Source organism: Hyunsoonleella sp. J2K-J805 (genome assembly GCF_057167125.1).
Genome location: NZ_CM169901.1, coordinates 1,567,301 through 1,581,645, shown reverse-complemented (window position 1 = coordinate 1,581,645; position 14,345 = coordinate 1,567,301). Strand labels below are relative to the sequence as shown.

16 protein-coding genes are annotated in these 14,345 nt (G+C 33.9%); 14 read left to right on the top strand and 2 right to left on the bottom strand.

What is annotated here, in order from left to right; all coding sequences use genetic code 11:
• The first annotated feature begins 28 nt into the window (after positions 1-28).
• Positions 29-391: a CoA-binding protein gene (locus AC1B0Z_RS06945; protein WP_483794892.1), complete on the top strand. Its 363-nt coding sequence runs from the start codon at positions 29-31 to the stop codon at positions 389-391.
• Here the strand turns inward: AC1B0Z_RS06945 and AC1B0Z_RS06940 are convergent.
• Positions 368-1,822 (bottom strand): sodium:solute symporter, encoded by a 1,455-nt coding sequence (locus AC1B0Z_RS06940; RefSeq protein WP_483794891.1) that lies wholly within the window; start codon positions 1,820-1,822, stop codon positions 368-370. The two genes, AC1B0Z_RS06945 and AC1B0Z_RS06940, sit on opposite strands and share 24 nt — an antisense overlap.
• Before the next feature lie 126 nt (positions 1,823-1,948).
• Here AC1B0Z_RS06940 and recR point away from each other — a divergent pair, with 126 nt between their 5' ends.
• From recR to AC1B0Z_RS06875, 13 genes are all read left to right on the top strand, one after another.
• Complete coding sequence (gene recR, locus AC1B0Z_RS06935; protein WP_483794890.1) at positions 1,949-2,566, top strand: recombination mediator RecR; 618 nt, start codon at positions 1,949-1,951, stop codon at positions 2,564-2,566.
• 13 nt (positions 2,567-2,579) lie between these two features.
• Complete coding sequence (locus AC1B0Z_RS06930; protein ID WP_483794889.1) at positions 2,580-3,677, top strand: glycosyltransferase family 2 protein; 1,098 nt, start codon at positions 2,580-2,582, stop codon at positions 3,675-3,677.
• 87 nt (positions 3,678-3,764) lie between these two features.
• Entirely contained in the window at positions 3,765-5,093 is a 1,329-nt protein-coding gene (locus AC1B0Z_RS06925; protein WP_483794888.1) for a dihydrolipoamide acetyltransferase family protein, read from the top strand.
• A gap of 93 nt (positions 5,094-5,186) precedes the next feature.
• The gene (locus AC1B0Z_RS06920; RefSeq protein WP_483794887.1) at positions 5,187-5,888 is read left to right on the top strand and encodes a hypothetical protein; all 702 of its coding nucleotides are present in this window, start codon (positions 5,187-5,189) and stop codon (positions 5,886-5,888) included.
• A 2-nt stretch (positions 5,889-5,890) separates the two neighbouring features.
• Positions 5,891-6,664 (top strand): 3'-5' exonuclease, encoded by a 774-nt coding sequence (locus AC1B0Z_RS06915; RefSeq protein ID WP_483794886.1) that lies wholly within the window; start codon positions 5,891-5,893, stop codon positions 6,662-6,664.
• A 279-nt stretch (positions 6,665-6,943) separates the two neighbouring features.
• Entirely contained in the window at positions 6,944-7,555 is a 612-nt protein-coding gene (locus tag AC1B0Z_RS06910) for a fumarylacetoacetate hydrolase family protein (protein ID WP_483794885.1), read from the top strand.
• Position 7,556: 1 nt separating this feature from the next.
• Complete coding sequence (locus AC1B0Z_RS06905) at positions 7,557-7,898, top strand: Hpt domain-containing protein (protein ID WP_483794884.1); 342 nt, start codon at positions 7,557-7,559, stop codon at positions 7,896-7,898.
• Between the two features lie 2 nt (positions 7,899-7,900).
• Complete coding sequence (locus AC1B0Z_RS06900) at positions 7,901-9,151, top strand: competence/damage-inducible protein A (RefSeq protein WP_483794883.1); 1,251 nt, start codon at positions 7,901-7,903, stop codon at positions 9,149-9,151.
• Between the two features lie 260 nt (positions 9,152-9,411).
• Complete coding sequence (rpmB, locus tag AC1B0Z_RS06895) at positions 9,412-9,648, top strand: 50S ribosomal protein L28 (protein WP_057778512.1); 237 nt, start codon at positions 9,412-9,414, stop codon at positions 9,646-9,648.
• A 24-nt stretch (positions 9,649-9,672) separates the two neighbouring features.
• Positions 9,673-9,855, top strand: coding sequence for a 50S ribosomal protein L33 (gene rpmG, locus AC1B0Z_RS06890; protein WP_008992117.1), 183 nt, complete (start codon positions 9,673-9,675; stop codon positions 9,853-9,855).
• A gap of 34 nt (positions 9,856-9,889) precedes the next feature.
• A complete protein-coding gene (locus AC1B0Z_RS06885) occupies positions 9,890-10,042 on the top strand; it encodes a DUF4295 domain-containing protein (RefSeq protein WP_130963649.1) in 153 nt (50 codons plus the stop codon).
• Between the two features lie 469 nt (positions 10,043-10,511).
• Positions 10,512-11,465 (top strand): signal recognition particle-docking protein FtsY, encoded by a 954-nt coding sequence (gene ftsY, locus AC1B0Z_RS06880; RefSeq protein ID WP_483794882.1) that lies wholly within the window; start codon positions 10,512-10,514, stop codon positions 11,463-11,465.
• A 14-nt stretch (positions 11,466-11,479) separates the two neighbouring features.
• A complete protein-coding gene (locus tag AC1B0Z_RS06875; RefSeq protein WP_483794881.1) occupies positions 11,480-12,952 on the top strand; it encodes a DUF6770 family protein in 1,473 nt (490 codons plus the stop codon).
• Here the strand turns inward: AC1B0Z_RS06875 and AC1B0Z_RS06870 are convergent.
• Positions 12,949-14,265, bottom strand: a complete 1,317-nt coding sequence (locus AC1B0Z_RS06870; RefSeq protein ID WP_483794880.1) for a M48 family metalloprotease — start codon at positions 14,263-14,265, stop codon at positions 12,949-12,951. The two genes, AC1B0Z_RS06875 and AC1B0Z_RS06870, sit on opposite strands and share 4 nt — an antisense overlap.
• Between the last annotated feature and the right edge of the window lie 80 nt (positions 14,266-14,345).

Genomic DNA, 14,345 nt, shown 5'->3' with positions numbered 1-14,345 from the left:
TTTAACAAAAAATTAAATTTTTTAACATATGAATAAAAAAACTTTAGTGCTTGGAGCTTCCCTAAAACCAAATAGATATTCCAACTACGCCATACAGCGATTGGTAGCAAATAAATTAGAAACCGTAGCTTTTGGGTTAAGGGAAGGGGAGGTTTCAGGAGTGAGTATAGATACTAATTTGATGGCTTATGAAGATATTGATACCGTAACGCTATATCTTAATCCGAAACGGCAAATAGACTATTATGATTATATAATTTCACTTAAGCCAAAGCGCGTCATTTTTAATCCTGGTACGGAGAATCCAGAATTGTATAAGATTTTGAAGGAAAACGATATTGCCTTTGAAGCAGCTTGCACTTTAGTCTTACTTTCTACGAATCAATATTAAACCTAAGAACGTAATTATGCCGTTAAGCGGTAATATTTCCCAATGAAATTTATAATTTCCAATGATGCTTTCGGGTAAATTGGTAATAGCAAAACTGATTATTATAGATAGCAATGCCACTATCCAAGCATAATTGTCTTTTATTTGATGTTTGGTAAGAATTCCAAAGGCAAATAGCCCAAGTAACGGCCCGTAAGTAAATGTTGCAAATTTAAAAAGATTGCTCACCACATTACCTTCTAAATAATTGAAAATAATCACAACAATAATGAGTAAAAGAGATACACCTATATGAACTTTTTTGCGTAACGGTTTTTGATGTTTTTTGGGCTTGTTGTGTATGTTTAAAAAATCGACTGAGAACGATGTTGTTAATGAGGTTAGAGCACTATCGGCACTGGAGTATGCTGCAGCTATCAACCCTATAATAAAGGTAACGGATAGCGCATTTCCAAGATTTTGGTTCATGGCAATTTCTGGAAACAATAAATCTGTTCTTATTCTTCCATCTACTATGGGAATATCTAAGCCAAATTTCTCGGCATAAATAAATAATAATGCACCTAACGAAAGAAAAATAAAGTTTACCACCACTAATAAGCTGGCCATAGCAAACATGTTTTTTTGTGATTCTTTGTTATTTCTACATGTTAAGTTTTTTTGCATCATATCTTGGTCAAGCCCAGTCATGGCAATGGCTATGAATATGCCACCAATAAAATATTTCCAAAAATAAGTTACGGTATTAGGGTCATCAAAAAAGAAAATTTTGCTTTTTTTAGAAAATGATTCTGAGCTTAGAGCTTCCATAAATGTCCAGTCCAATCGTTCATTTATTAAAAAAATTGCTACTAAAACGGCTGTTAACATTGCTAAAGTTTGTATGGTATCTGTCCAGATAATCGTTTTAATACCACCACGATTGGTGTATAGCCATATAAGTAAAATTGAAATTACCACGGTAAGCCAAAATGGAATGCCAATGCGCTCAAAAACAATGTATTGCATGGCAAGGGCCACCAAAAACAATCTAAAGGAAGCGCCTGTAACCCTCGATAACAAAAAGAAAAACGCACCTGTTTTGTAGCTTACAACCCCAAAACGTTGTTCTAGATATTCATAAATCGAAGTAACATTTAACCTATAATACAATGGTAAAAGAATGCTTATAATGAATAAGTATCCAACAAAAAAACCGAAAACCCCTTGCATATACGCAAATTGCTGACCACCAATCATTCCTGGTACCGAAATAAAAGTAACACCAGATAAAGACGCCCCAATCATCCCAAATGCCACTAAATACCAAGGTGCCGATTTGTTAGCTTTAAAAAAGGCCTCATTAGAATCTTCCTTTCCTGTGAAATAAGAAATTAAAATCAATACAACAAAGTAAGCAGCTATTAAAAGCAGAATTTGTGTGGCACTCATGCAGTTTTATTTTTCAAGTTTTCAAAATACAACTATTCATTTTCAAAAACCAAACGGAACAACTAGTATTTTAATTGGGTACTTTAAAATTAGCGAATTTCAAGTCTAAACTGTAATTTCGCAATTATGGAATTTTCTTCAAAATTGCTGGAAAACGCGGTAAATGAAATGTCGCAATTACCTGGTATTGGTAAGCGCACAGCGTTGCGCTTGGTGTTGCACATGCTAAGGCAACCCAAAGTGCAAACTGCTGCATTGTCTCAGGCATTGATGAATATGAGAACTAGTATTAAGTTTTGTAAATCCTGCAACAACATTAGTGATGTTGAGCTATGTGAGATATGTGCAAACCCCAACAGAGACGAACGTATAATATGTGTTGTTGAAGACATAAGAGACGTGATGGCCATAGAGAACACCAGTTCTTTTAAAGGATTGTACCATGTGCTAGGAGGTAAAATTTCTCCGATAGACGGCATTGGCCCGCATGATTTAAATATTGTGCCACTAGTTGAAAAAGTGAAATCAGGAACAGTGAAGGAAATTATTTTTGCGTTGAGCTCAACCATGGAAGGCGACACCACTAATTTTTATATTTTTAAACAGATACAAGATTACAATATTACAACTTCTACAATTGCTAGGGGTATTTCGGTTGGTGATGAATTAGAGTATACCGACGAAGTCACATTGGGAAGGAGTATTTTGAATAGAGTTCCATTTGAATCGTCTTTAAAGCTTTAACTTATTCTTCTTTTTGAAACTCTCAGTTATCATACTTAACTATAATGTACGCTATTTTTTAGAGCTATGCCTAAAGAGTGTTGAAGCGGCTGTTGAAAAAATTGATGCAGAAATTATTGTTGTAGATAATAATTCTGAAGATGATAGTTGCGCCATGGTAAAAGAGGTGTTTCCTAGTGTTAAACTGATACAAAACAAAGAAAATATTGGGTTTTCAAAAGGTAATAATATTGGGGTGTCTCAGGCTAAAGGAGAGTATGTTTGTATCTTAAATCCAGATACTGTTATTGCTGAGGACACATTTGTAAAATTGATAGAATTTCATCAGGAGAATGAAAACGTTGGTGCTGTAGGTTGTAAATTAATAAATGGTAAAGGGCAATTTCTGCCCGAAAGCAAGCGTAATATTCCTTATGTGAAAGCGGCTATAAAGAAGTTGTTTGGAAATGCTTCTGAGTATTATGCAAATCATCTTGCAGAAAATCAGATTGGGAAAATTGAAGTTTTGGTAGGTGCTTTTATGTTTTTAAAAAAAGATGTATATATTAAGGTTGGAGGTTTTGATGAAGACTACTTTATGTATGGCGAGGATATAGATTTATCTTATAAATTGATTAAATCAGGTTACCAAAATTATTACCTTGGTAAGGTAAAAGCTATTCATTTTAAAGGAGAAAGTACCTTAAGAGATAAGAATTATGCACGAAGATTTTATGGTGCAATGCAGATTTTTTATCACAAGCATTTTAAAAAGAATGTTTTATTTGATTTGTTTGTTGAATTAGGAATTAAAACAGTATATTTTTTCAGGAAATCTAAGGTTGAAAAGATAAAGTATGTTTATCAATATGTAATAGTTTCAAACACAAAAAATAACAGATTACAAGAGGCACTACCCAAAATTTCTATTATCAGAAATGAGATGAGTAATTTCCAAAAAGAAACTGAAATTATACTGGATGCTAATTATTTAGCATATAAAGATATTATAAATATTTTAGACAAGTATGTTAGCCAAAAGAAATGGACCTATAAAATTTTACCAAAAAATTCAGATTTTATTGTAGGTAGTGATGATGCAATTAGTAGAGGTGAAGTGATTAACTTTTAGGGTTTTATTGTATATAATTTAAAAGAATTAACGATTTTTAGTTAATTTTGCAATCTAAATAAAGAATAAAGGCTTTAATTTAAAGAAATGGCAAAGTTTGAATTAACATTACCGAAAATGGGGGAAAGTGTTGCTGAGGCAACTATCACATCTTGGTTAAAGGATGTTGGTGATACTATTGAACTTGATGAAGCAATTTTAGAAATTGCAACAGACAAGGTGGATAGCGAGGTGCCAAGTGAAGTTGAGGGTGTTTTGGTTGAAAAACGTTTTGAGGTGGATGATGTAGTTCAAGTAGGTCAAGTATTAGCTGTTATTGAAATTGAAGAAGAGGTTGAGCAAGACGCTACGGAGGTTTCGGAAGAGGTAACAAATACTGCTTCTGAAGCTGTTGTAAATGAATTGACCGAGCGTGTTGAAATAGCGAAAGCCGAAGTGACTTCTGCTGTACCAACGATTTCGAGTAATGAACGTTTTTATTCACCCTTAGTAAAAAATATAGCGAAGCAAGAAGGTATTTCGCAAGAAGAATTAGACGCTATTCCAGGAACGGGAAAAGAAGGAAGGGTAACCAAAAATGATATTTTAGGATATATTGAAAATAGAGGAGGTGCTCCTGTTCAAAAAGTAGTGCCCAAACCAGAGCCGGCTAGTCAGTCTGCTCCTATTGCGCCGAAGGCGGAAGCAAAGTCTGTTGTATTAAGTGGTGAGGATGAAATTATTGAAATGACACGTATGGGGAAATTAATTTCCCAGCATATGACTGACTCTTTACAAACCTCTGCACATGTGCAAAGTTTTATTGAAGCTGATGTTACCAAAATCTGGAACTGGCGTAAAAAAGTGAAAGATACTTTTGAAAATAGAGAAGGGGAAAAACTGACTTTCACGCCTATTTTTATGGAGGCGGTAGCTAGGGCATTACGCGATTATCCCATGTTGAACATTTCTGTTGATGGCGATAAAATCATAAAAAAGAAAAATATCAATCTGGGAATGGCTACAGCTCTTGCTGATGGTAACTTAATAGTTCCTGTGATTAAAAATGCAGACCAGTTGAATTTGGTTGGGATGACCAAAAAGGTAAATGACTTAGCAAATAGGGCAAGAACAAACCAATTAAAACCAGACGATATTAAAGATGGTACTTATACAGTGACTAATGTAGGTTCTTTTGGTAGTATCATGGGAACACCTATAATTAATCAACCTCAAGTGGGCATTTTGGCTCTGGGTGCCATCAGAAAAGTACCTGCGGTTATCGAAACTTCCGAAGGTGATTTTATTGGTATCAGATACCGAATGTTCTTATCACATTCTTATGACCATCGCGTGGTAAATGGTGCTTTAGGAGGTATGTTTGTTAAGACGGTTAAGGATTATTTGGAAGCTTGGGATAACGAAAGGGAGATATAATTATAGCTTACGAATATGTTGAAGGGTTATTTTTTTTTATTTATAGCTATATTTTTATCTTTTAGTTTAAATTCCCAATCTAATGTTGTTTATGTGAATGAAGTAAATGAGATAATTTCACAAACTGATTTTAATTTAAAAATTAATTCTCCAATTTATCAAGGCTTAAAATTTCCTTTAAATGATTCGGTAACCATAAAAAAAATAAGATTCAAATATTTTTTTGGTTCACTTAACTCTATAAAGAAAAGGCAACTTTTTCAATTATTAGCAAAACGACACGCTGTTGATACTTCAAAAATAATAGTGTTGCACTACGACGACACTTTAAAATTAAAATCTAATTTTCCAAAAAGAAATAGAACTATATTTTATGATAGTATTGGAAAAGAAGTTAGTGTAGGTAAAACTTCAGGAGGCTTTGATTTCAGTCAAATGGCTAATGTTGTTAAACATCGTCACGAGACTAATTATAGAACTTTTTTGTCTGAGCATAGAAAATGTTTGAAGAGATATTCCAAAAACAAAGAAGTCTTGGTTTTGCATTTTTTTAATTTTAATGAGGGCCATCCTACTAAGTATAAAAGTTTAGTTTGGCTAAAAGATTATGGTAATGTATTAAAGACAATGTTTTCTGAGGCATATCAATCATACCAATGTATATTATTACATCCGAATGGAGACTATTACTTAGGGTATGATTCAGATTTAATCTATAAAGACTTGCTAGATTTTGATAATATGGCGAAGTATAAAAACAACTTTATAACCGAACTAAATTCTTTTAAAAACTAATAATGCAACTAAACCTAACAAAACCCATCTGTTTTTTCGATTTAGAAACTACAGGAATCAACATTACCTCTGATAGAATTGTTGAGATTTCAATCCTAAAAGTACACCCTAACGGAAAAGAGGAACGAAAGACTTGGCGTGTGAATCCCGAAATGCCAATTCCAAAAGAGGTTTCGGAAATACATGGTATTTATGATGCTGATGTGGCAGATAAACCTACATTTAAAGAATTGGCAAAGGAGATTTATAATATGATAAAGGATTCAGATCTAGGAGGTTTTAATTCCAATAGATTTGATATTCCGCTTTTGGCCGAAGAGATGTTGCGCGCCGATGTGGATTTTGATATGAAAAACCGCCAATCTGTGGATGTGCAAACTATTTTTCATAAAATGGAACAGCGCACCTTAAGTGCTGCTTATAAATTTTACTGTGATAAAAACTTAGATGATGCGCATAGTGCCGAGGCCGACACTTTGGCCACATACGAAGTTTTAAAAGCGCAATTAGCTAAATATGACGAATTGGAAAACGATACAAAATTTTTAGCTGAGTTTAGTTCAAGAAAGAAATTTGCAGATTTTGCTGGCTTTATAGCGTATAATAAAAAAGGTGAAGAATGTTTTTCTTTTGGTAAGCACAAGGGGAAACTAGTAACTGACGTTTTAGAAAAAGAACCTGGCTATTTTGGTTGGCTGTTGAATGCAGATTTTCCATTGTATACAAAAAAAGTATTAACAGCAATTAAGTTGAGGAGTTTTAATAATAAGCTTTAGGAGACAGGAGACAGGAGACAGGAGACAGGAGACAGGAGACGTATTGTTGTGTTTAGCAATCACTTTTGCAAGTATACCCCGCGTTAGGGATTGAAGAGGAAAGCCCACAGCGACTCCGAAGGTGGGAGCGAGGACTTGGAACGGAAAGCCCGACCCGATAGGGGAACGCTTAAATAAAAAATAAAAACGTTTAGCTTTGCGCCTTAGCGACTTTGCGCGAAAATATAATAACATAAGAGTAAAAATTTCCCTCCTTTGGAGGGGTTAGGGGAGGCCGTTATGAAATTAATTTGCATAGGTAGAAATTATACCGAACATATCGAAGAACTGGAAAATGAAAAACCAACCGATCCCGTGGTATTCTTAAAACCCGATACTGCTATTTTGCTAAAAAAGCAACCGTTTTTTATTCCAGATTTTTCTGATGATGTACATCATGAGGTTGAGGTTTTGGTGAAGATAAATAGAGTGGGTAAGCATATTGATAAAAAGTTTGCGCATAAATATTACGATGAAATAGGACTTGGAATTGATTTTACGGCTCGTGATTTGCAGAGCAAATTGAAGCAAAAAGGATTGCCTTGGGAGAAGGCAAAAGCGTTTGATGGCGCAGCGGTTATCGGCAAATGGCTCTGCAAAAATGAGTTTGCCGATATAAACGCTATTGAGTTTTCTTTAAAAAAGAATGATAATATTGTACAAAAAGGAAATACAAGCCACATGCTTTGGAAAATTGATGAATTAATAGAATATGTCTCGAAATATTTCACTTTAAAGATTGGAGATATTATATTTACGGGCACACCTGCTGGAGTTGGTAAGGTTGTTGCTAACGATAAACTAAAAGGTTTTATAGGAGACAAAGAATTATTTTCTATAACTGTTAAATAACATGGAACAATATTATAAATTATTTAGAGTAAAAGAGTTAGCGGATAACGACGAGGATTTTGTAATGGCTTTGGCCGCTACATTTTTAGAAGAAGTACCTGAGGATGCCGAACGTTTAAAAAAGGCCGTGGCTGAAAAAGATTATCATACAGCATACCAAGCTGCACATAAAATGAAGCCTACTATCGATTTATTCGAATTAGGCGTGCTAAAAGATTTAATTGAAGTACAAGATTGGGGTAAGTTCACAAAAGCCGATGTGGATATTACAGATAAGTTGAATATTGTGATTACTGCGGTAGGTAATGCTACAGCAGAAATTAAGGAAGACTTTGGATTATAAATATGCTAGCAGAAATTATAACCATTGGCGACGAACTTCTTATAGGTCAGGTTATTGATACCAATTCTGCATTTATTTCACAAACATTAAATAGTATTGGTGCTTCTGTTTATCAAATCACTTCTGTGCAGGATGATAGGTCCCATATTCTTCAAGCTTTTAAAGATGCCGAAAGTAGAGTAGACATTATTATCATTACGGGAGGTTTAGGGCCTACAAAAGACGATATTACAAAAAAAACCATTGCGGAATATTTTGATGACACTTTGGTTAGAGATGCTTCTGTCACTAAAAATATTGAGGATATTTGGAAAAAGTATGTGAGACAAACATTGCTTCAGGTGAATAAAGACCAGGCATTAGTGCCCTCAAAAGCAACTGTTTTAATGAACGAGTTGGGAACTGCACCGGGTATGTGGCTAGATAAAGGTAATAAAACGTTTGTTTCATTACCAGGAGTGCCTTTCGAAATGAAAAAGTTGTTGGTAAGCAAAGTTATTCCTAAACTAAAGGGCAAATATAAGTTTCCGTATATACTGCATAAAACCTTATTGACCTATGGACTGGGCGAGAGCACACTAGCAAAGCGGATTGAAGCATGGGAAGATGCGCTACCGAGTACCATTAAACTAGCGTATATGCCAAACTTAGGAAGTGTACGATTACGTTTATCTTCAAAGGGTGAAAACCAAAAGGAGGTAGAGCAAAATATTGAAGAGCAAATTCAAAAGGTGTTGCCTTTGATAGAAGACGCTTTTGTAGGTTTTGAGGACGAAGCAAAGTCATTAGAAGTTATTATCGCAAACCGTTTAACCAAACTAGGAAAAACATTGGCTATTGCTGAAAGTTGTACTGGCGGTAACGTTGCAGAACAATTTACACAAAATGCAGGTGCTTCATCTTATTTTAATGGCGGGGTTGTTACCTATGCTACAGAATCTAAAATTAGAGTTTTGGGTGTAGCAAAAACACTCATCGAAAAGCATTCAGTGGTTAGTGCTGAGGTTGTAGAGGCTATGGCTAAAAATGTTAGAGATTTATTTAATGCTGATTATGGAGTGGCAACTACAGGAAACGCGGGTCCGTCAAAAGGAGATTCTGATGTCGAAGTAGGCACGGTATTTATAGCCATAGCTTCAAAAGACACAGTGGTTTCAGAGCCGTTCATGTTAGGTTCTGCAAGGAAACGTGTCATTAAAAAAGCCGTGAATAAAGCACTTGAAATGCTCGAAAAAGAAATTTTGAAAAATTGATACTTTAAAAGAAGCATTCCTCAATACAAAGGTTGAGGTATCCATTGAAATTGTCATTCCCGTGCAGACGGGAATCCAAAATATCAGATTTTTTTAAGTTTTAAGGTCTGAAAATTTTGGCGAAAACCCCGTGTGATTTGTGCCTTTTTCACCTCAAAGAAATCTCTTTAAAAAATTCGATATTTTAATTGCCATAATTCAAAATTTAAGTATATTTGCACCTCGTTTTTAAGCAACAACACATTTAAAAGTTAAAAGTAATGTCAAGAGTTTGTGAACTTACAGGGAAAAAGGCAATGGTTGGTAACAACGTGTCTCATGCAATGAATAAAACTAAGCGCAGATTTGATGCTAACTTAGTAAAGAAACGTTTTTACATTCCGGAAGAGGACAAGTGGATAACTTTAAAAGTGTCAACTTCTGCTTTAAAGACGATTAATAAAATAGGGATTTCGGCTGCTATTAAAGAAGCTAAGTCTAAAGGATTTTTAAAATAAAACGTCAGCGTAAATTAGTTTAAGATGGCAAAGAAAGGCAATAGAATACAGGTAATTTTAGAGTGTACAGAGCATAAAGAGTCTGGACAACCAGGAACTTCAAGGTACATTACTACCAAGAATAAAAAGAACACGCCAGATAGAATGGAGTTAAAGAAATTTAACCCAATCTTAAAGAAAATGACAGTTCACAAAGAAATTAAGTAATAAGTTTTCAGCGTAAAACTAAAAAGTATAAGCCATGGCAAAGAAAGCAGTAGCATCGTTACAAACAGGTTCTAAAAGATTAACTAAAGCTATCAAAATGGTTAAGTCTCCAAAAACAGGAGCTTACATGTTTGTAGAATCAGTAATGTCTCCAGAGCTAGTTAACGATTTCTTAAACAAGAAATAAACGTTTACTACCACAATATTATAAAGCTGCTGTCTGTAAAGAGGGCAGCTTTTTTAATGAGATAAAAACGTTGAATTTATGTCAAGGTTTCGTAATCGAATTAATCCCGCCTATTTTGGCGGGATTTCTTTTTAAACCCTATCAAGATTTTGTTTCCTTTAAGTATATTTACATTTCAAATTTTTAATGACAATATTTCATGTTGAAATTAAAGGCAAGAAAGTTGTTATCAAGTATTTGGGCGCCTGCTGGTAGGCAGGTTATCTAAGGGGTCGGGCTTTAGGCAGTCGCTCTCTCCTACGTCGAGGAGCTTCAGCAAATGCCGTGGTTGCTGAGGTTCTCGAAGCAGAACCCCTAACGTAAAAGTATAATTCGTCTATAATATAGTGCAACTTAGACACGTATTAAAACAGTAGCAAGAGTATGAACAGTTAAACGTTTAAACTCATAAACGAATAAATAATAACACATGAGTTTTTTCAAAAAAATATTTTCGTCAGAAAAAAAGGAAACTTTAGATAAGGGATTGGAAAAATCAAAATCTAGTTTCTTTGGGAAATTAAGTAAAGCCGTAGCAGGAAAATCTAAGGTTGACGACGAGGTTTTAGATAATCTAGAAGAAGTTTTGGTGTCTAGTGATGTTGGAGTTAGTACGACATTAAAGGTTATAGAGCGCATTGAGGAGCGCGTAGCAAAAGATAAATATTTAGGAACGGATGAATTGAACCAAATTCTACGTGAAGAAATAGCAGCATTATTGTCTGAAACCAATTCAGGAGAAGATACCGAGTTTACCATTCCAGAAGGCAAAAAGCCATATGTTATGATGGTGGTTGGTGTAAACGGTGTAGGGAAGACTACAACCATTGGTAAATTGGCAAGCCAGTTTAAAAAACAAGGTTTAAATGTGGTATTAGGCGCTGCAGATACCTTTAGAGCAGCGGCTATTGACCAATTGCAAGTTTGGGCGGATCGTGTAGATGTACCTATTATAAAGCAGTCTATGGGGAGTGATCCAGCTTCTGTGGCTTTTGATACTTTAAAAAGTGCAGTAGCTAGTGATACCGACGTCGTTATCATAGATACTGCAGGGCGATTACATAATAAGGTAAATTTAATGAATGAGTTGACAAAAGTAAAACGTGTGATGCAAAAAGTGGTGGATGATGCGCCACATGACGTATTATTGGTTTTGGATGGCTCTACAGGACAAAATGCCTTTGAGCAAGCCAAACAATTTACTGCTGCTACTGAAGTAACCTCGCTTGCCGTTACCAAATTGGACGGCACAGCGAAAGGCGGCGTAGTCATTGGTATTTCAGACCAATTTCAAATTCCTGTAAAATATATAGGTGTTGGTGAGGGTATTGATGATCTTCAAGTATTCAACAAGTATGAGTTTGTTGATTCTTTTTTTAAATAATATTTACGGTATACATGAAACGAATCCTACTTATTTTAAGCCTTGCATTGGCATCAACTGTTGGCGCACAAATTTCTAATTTAGCAAATTTGGCATCTGGAGAAATGCAGATGTTTACACCAATTTATGAAGAGAATGAGGATGTTTATGGCTACTTCACACTTTTTAAAATGGATAAGCTAAGTGAAAACGAAGAAAAATATGAGTATACAATTCTGGATAAAAACCTTAACAAAGTAGCCAATGGCGAATTTGTTGATGTAGCGTATAAGAAAATATATTCTAGATATTACACTCCTGAAAAATTAGGAAGCACCCTACTTCTCACAAAACGTTATAGTAATACAACTGGAAGGATAGCATTTACTTCATCTAGGTTATTACACTTGGATAATAATGAAATTGGAGCTCCTTTTTATTTTGAAAATGATTCTGTTTTAGAAGGAAACAGGGATATTAGTACAATAAAGAAAGTACAAAGAGAAAGAGCGTATATAAATGTTCCAGTAGCGGCGAATAATGGTTATTTGGTCTTGCAGCTACGAAAAAAGAATGCCAGAGAGAATCCACAGATTTTAGAGTTTTATAATCTTGAGAATGAAAAGGTTTGGGATTATGATTTTGGTGGCGACAAAACATGGTCGTTTTTTAGAGCCGTATCGTTTCAAGAAGAGACTTTGTATTTTACATATAGTTCGAAAGACGGCAGTAATCGAAAAAAGGAGTTTTTACAGATTGATGCTAATACAGGGCAGCTCAATTTTAGATATCCACTTGAACATACAAACTCAAAATACAGCTATAGTTACACCGTTAAAAAACTTGGCGAAAATACTGTTTTAACAGGTAAAATTAGTCCATATAGCGTTGTTGGCTATAACAGGGACAGGGCATTGGGTTTATTTAAGATTGTTTTGGATAAAGATGGTAACGAAGTATTGAAAAAACACTTTTTATGGGAAGATGCAGGAGAATTCATTGAGATGAATAAGAAGGGAAAAATGGAAGCTGGATATAAACTTTTTACGCACGCTTATTTTGTTTTTGATGACGAGCGTATTGTAGTTTTATCCGAAAAATATAAAATCGCCAATAACATTTTGTTAGGGCCTCATGTAAAAACTGAAGATTTTATCCTTTTGGAATTTGATAGCAATTTCGATATTAAAAATGTAAAAGTCATAGAAAAAGACATGAGTAAATTTTCGTCCTCCGACTATTTATTTGGTCAGTATTTGAATAGTGAAAAAGATGCAGTATTTTTCTATCAGGACTATCAAAAGGAGGAAGGTACAAAGGATAAAAACTGGATTTTGGGCATAGTTTCAATTATAGATGGCGAAATAAATCACGAAAAAATCCCAATGTCGTCTGATGATTATTTCATTTCTCCTTATATAGCTAAAGAAGGTTATATACTTTTAAGAGAATTCAATAAAAATTCTGACTTTGACGAAATTAGATTAGAACGCTTGAATTTAGATTAATTTTTTAAGTAGTAATCGGCTATAGTTTTAATCTCATTTAAATTTAAATTCCAAATAAAATTCAAAAACTGCTGGTAACTTTTGCTTTGTTCTTTAGGTACAATTCTATCAACATATCTATTTAATTGATACTTCTTTTTGGCTTCATAAATAGCATTAAAATTAATACCCAACCATTTTTGTAGATATTTATCTTCAAAATTACTTTCCAAGCGTTTTAAGATTAAATAAATGCTCAGGCCATATTCATTATTATAAAAGAGATTTTCTACGTAGGCTTTATTTGCTATATCTTTTAATTTTAGAAATGTACTATCTGCTTTAACTGATTTTAGCTTAGAATATTCAACTTTTAATTCTGGAAAATCTAGTTTTAATTTTTCGATTCTGTTTTCAATTTCGGGATGCCCTTTTAAAGAATCAGCATTTATTTTATCCTTATAAAAATCATAATTATAGTCATCAAAATCTTCATTTTTCAACCATTTGCTATTGAAAGGTTGTTGCGGTAAATCAAAGGTTTCAATATAGATTGTTGAATCTAAAGCTATAGAAGGAATAGAGTCATACTTTCTAAGTGTTATTAAGGTGTTTAAAAACTCTTTTTCAGGAGATTTGCTGTTTTTGTATAGCACATAGCCTAATGAATCCGCCGCTATTTCGTTCTTTCTTTTTATTTCTCCTTCTTCATATAAAAGGTTCTTAAGCTTCTCAAAGGAACGAGAGCCTTTATTGTATTTCTCCAGCTTTAAATTTCTAGAGAAATAGGAACTGTTTCCCAATACTGCTATATTTTGATTTGCCTTGTTTACAATGCTATTATGACTATGCTTAAGTAGTTCATGCGCCACTTCATGTGATATAACCGATAATAATTGGTGTTCATTTTCAAGGAAGGAAAACAAACCAATATTTGTAATAATGGTGCCGTTTCCAATACTAAACGCATTTGGAGAAGGCCTTTTCGATAAATATACCTTTATGTCTTTGTCTGGCAATTCAGCATTATTTTCTACCAAAGTATTAAAAAGGCTATCAATATATGTTTCAAAACGGTTATCGAATAATAGCTTTTTATTCTTTAAAATTTCTTCAAACTGTCCTTGATACTCAGTATAAATTCCTAAAATTTCCCTTCTTAATTTCCCTTTGTAATTTCCCTTAATATACTCTTCAAACCTTTCGTTTTTTGTTTTAAAATCTTCAATTAAAGTTTTATGTTTTTCATAATCAGTCGTGTCAATAAGCTGTTGGTTTTGCGAATAACCTAATAATGAAAAACATAGGAAGTAAAATGGTAAGAGGTATTTCATTTATGAAGATTTAGGTCTAAAAATAGATAATTAATTTAAAATTTTTATATTTCCTTGTGAAATTCAATATTTACCACATT

What these genes read in the sequence shown, in the direction of transcription:
- AC1B0Z_RS06925 (WP_483794888.1), top strand. Translation starts at nt 3,765, where the DNA reads ATGGCAAAGTTTGAATTAACATTACCGAAAATGGGGGAAAGTGTTGCT.
- rpmB (WP_057778512.1), top strand. Translation starts at nt 9,412, where the DNA reads ATGTCAAGAGTTTGTGAACTTACAGGGAAAAAGGCAATGGTTGGTAAC.
- ftsY (WP_483794882.1), top strand. Translation starts at nt 10,512, where the DNA reads ATGAGTTTTTTCAAAAAAATATTTTCGTCAGAAAAAAAGGAAACTTTA.
- AC1B0Z_RS06905 (WP_483794884.1), top strand. Translation starts at nt 7,557, where the DNA reads ATGGAACAATATTATAAATTATTTAGAGTAAAAGAGTTAGCGGATAAC.
- AC1B0Z_RS06915 (WP_483794886.1), top strand. Translation starts at nt 5,891, where the DNA reads ATGCAACTAAACCTAACAAAACCCATCTGTTTTTTCGATTTAGAAACT.
- rpmG (WP_008992117.1), top strand. Translation starts at nt 9,673, where the DNA reads ATGGCAAAGAAAGGCAATAGAATACAGGTAATTTTAGAGTGTACAGAG.
- recR (WP_483794890.1), top strand. Translation starts at nt 1,949, where the DNA reads ATGGAATTTTCTTCAAAATTGCTGGAAAACGCGGTAAATGAAATGTCG.
- AC1B0Z_RS06940 (WP_483794891.1), bottom strand. Translation starts at nt 1,822, where the DNA reads ATGAGTGCCACACAAATTCTGCTTTTAATAGCTGCTTACTTTGTTGTA.
- AC1B0Z_RS06910 (WP_483794885.1), top strand. Translation starts at nt 6,944, where the DNA reads ATGAAATTAATTTGCATAGGTAGAAATTATACCGAACATATCGAAGAA.
- AC1B0Z_RS06885 (WP_130963649.1), top strand. Translation starts at nt 9,890, where the DNA reads ATGGCAAAGAAAGCAGTAGCATCGTTACAAACAGGTTCTAAAAGATTA.
- AC1B0Z_RS06945 (WP_483794892.1), top strand. Translation starts at nt 29, where the DNA reads ATGAATAAAAAAACTTTAGTGCTTGGAGCTTCCCTAAAACCAAATAGA.
- AC1B0Z_RS06875 (WP_483794881.1), top strand. Translation starts at nt 11,480, where the DNA reads ATGAAACGAATCCTACTTATTTTAAGCCTTGCATTGGCATCAACTGTT.
- AC1B0Z_RS06900 (WP_483794883.1), top strand. Translation starts at nt 7,901, where the DNA reads ATGCTAGCAGAAATTATAACCATTGGCGACGAACTTCTTATAGGTCAG.
- AC1B0Z_RS06870 (WP_483794880.1), bottom strand. Translation starts at nt 14,265, where the DNA reads ATGAAATACCTCTTACCATTTTACTTCCTATGTTTTTCATTATTAGGT.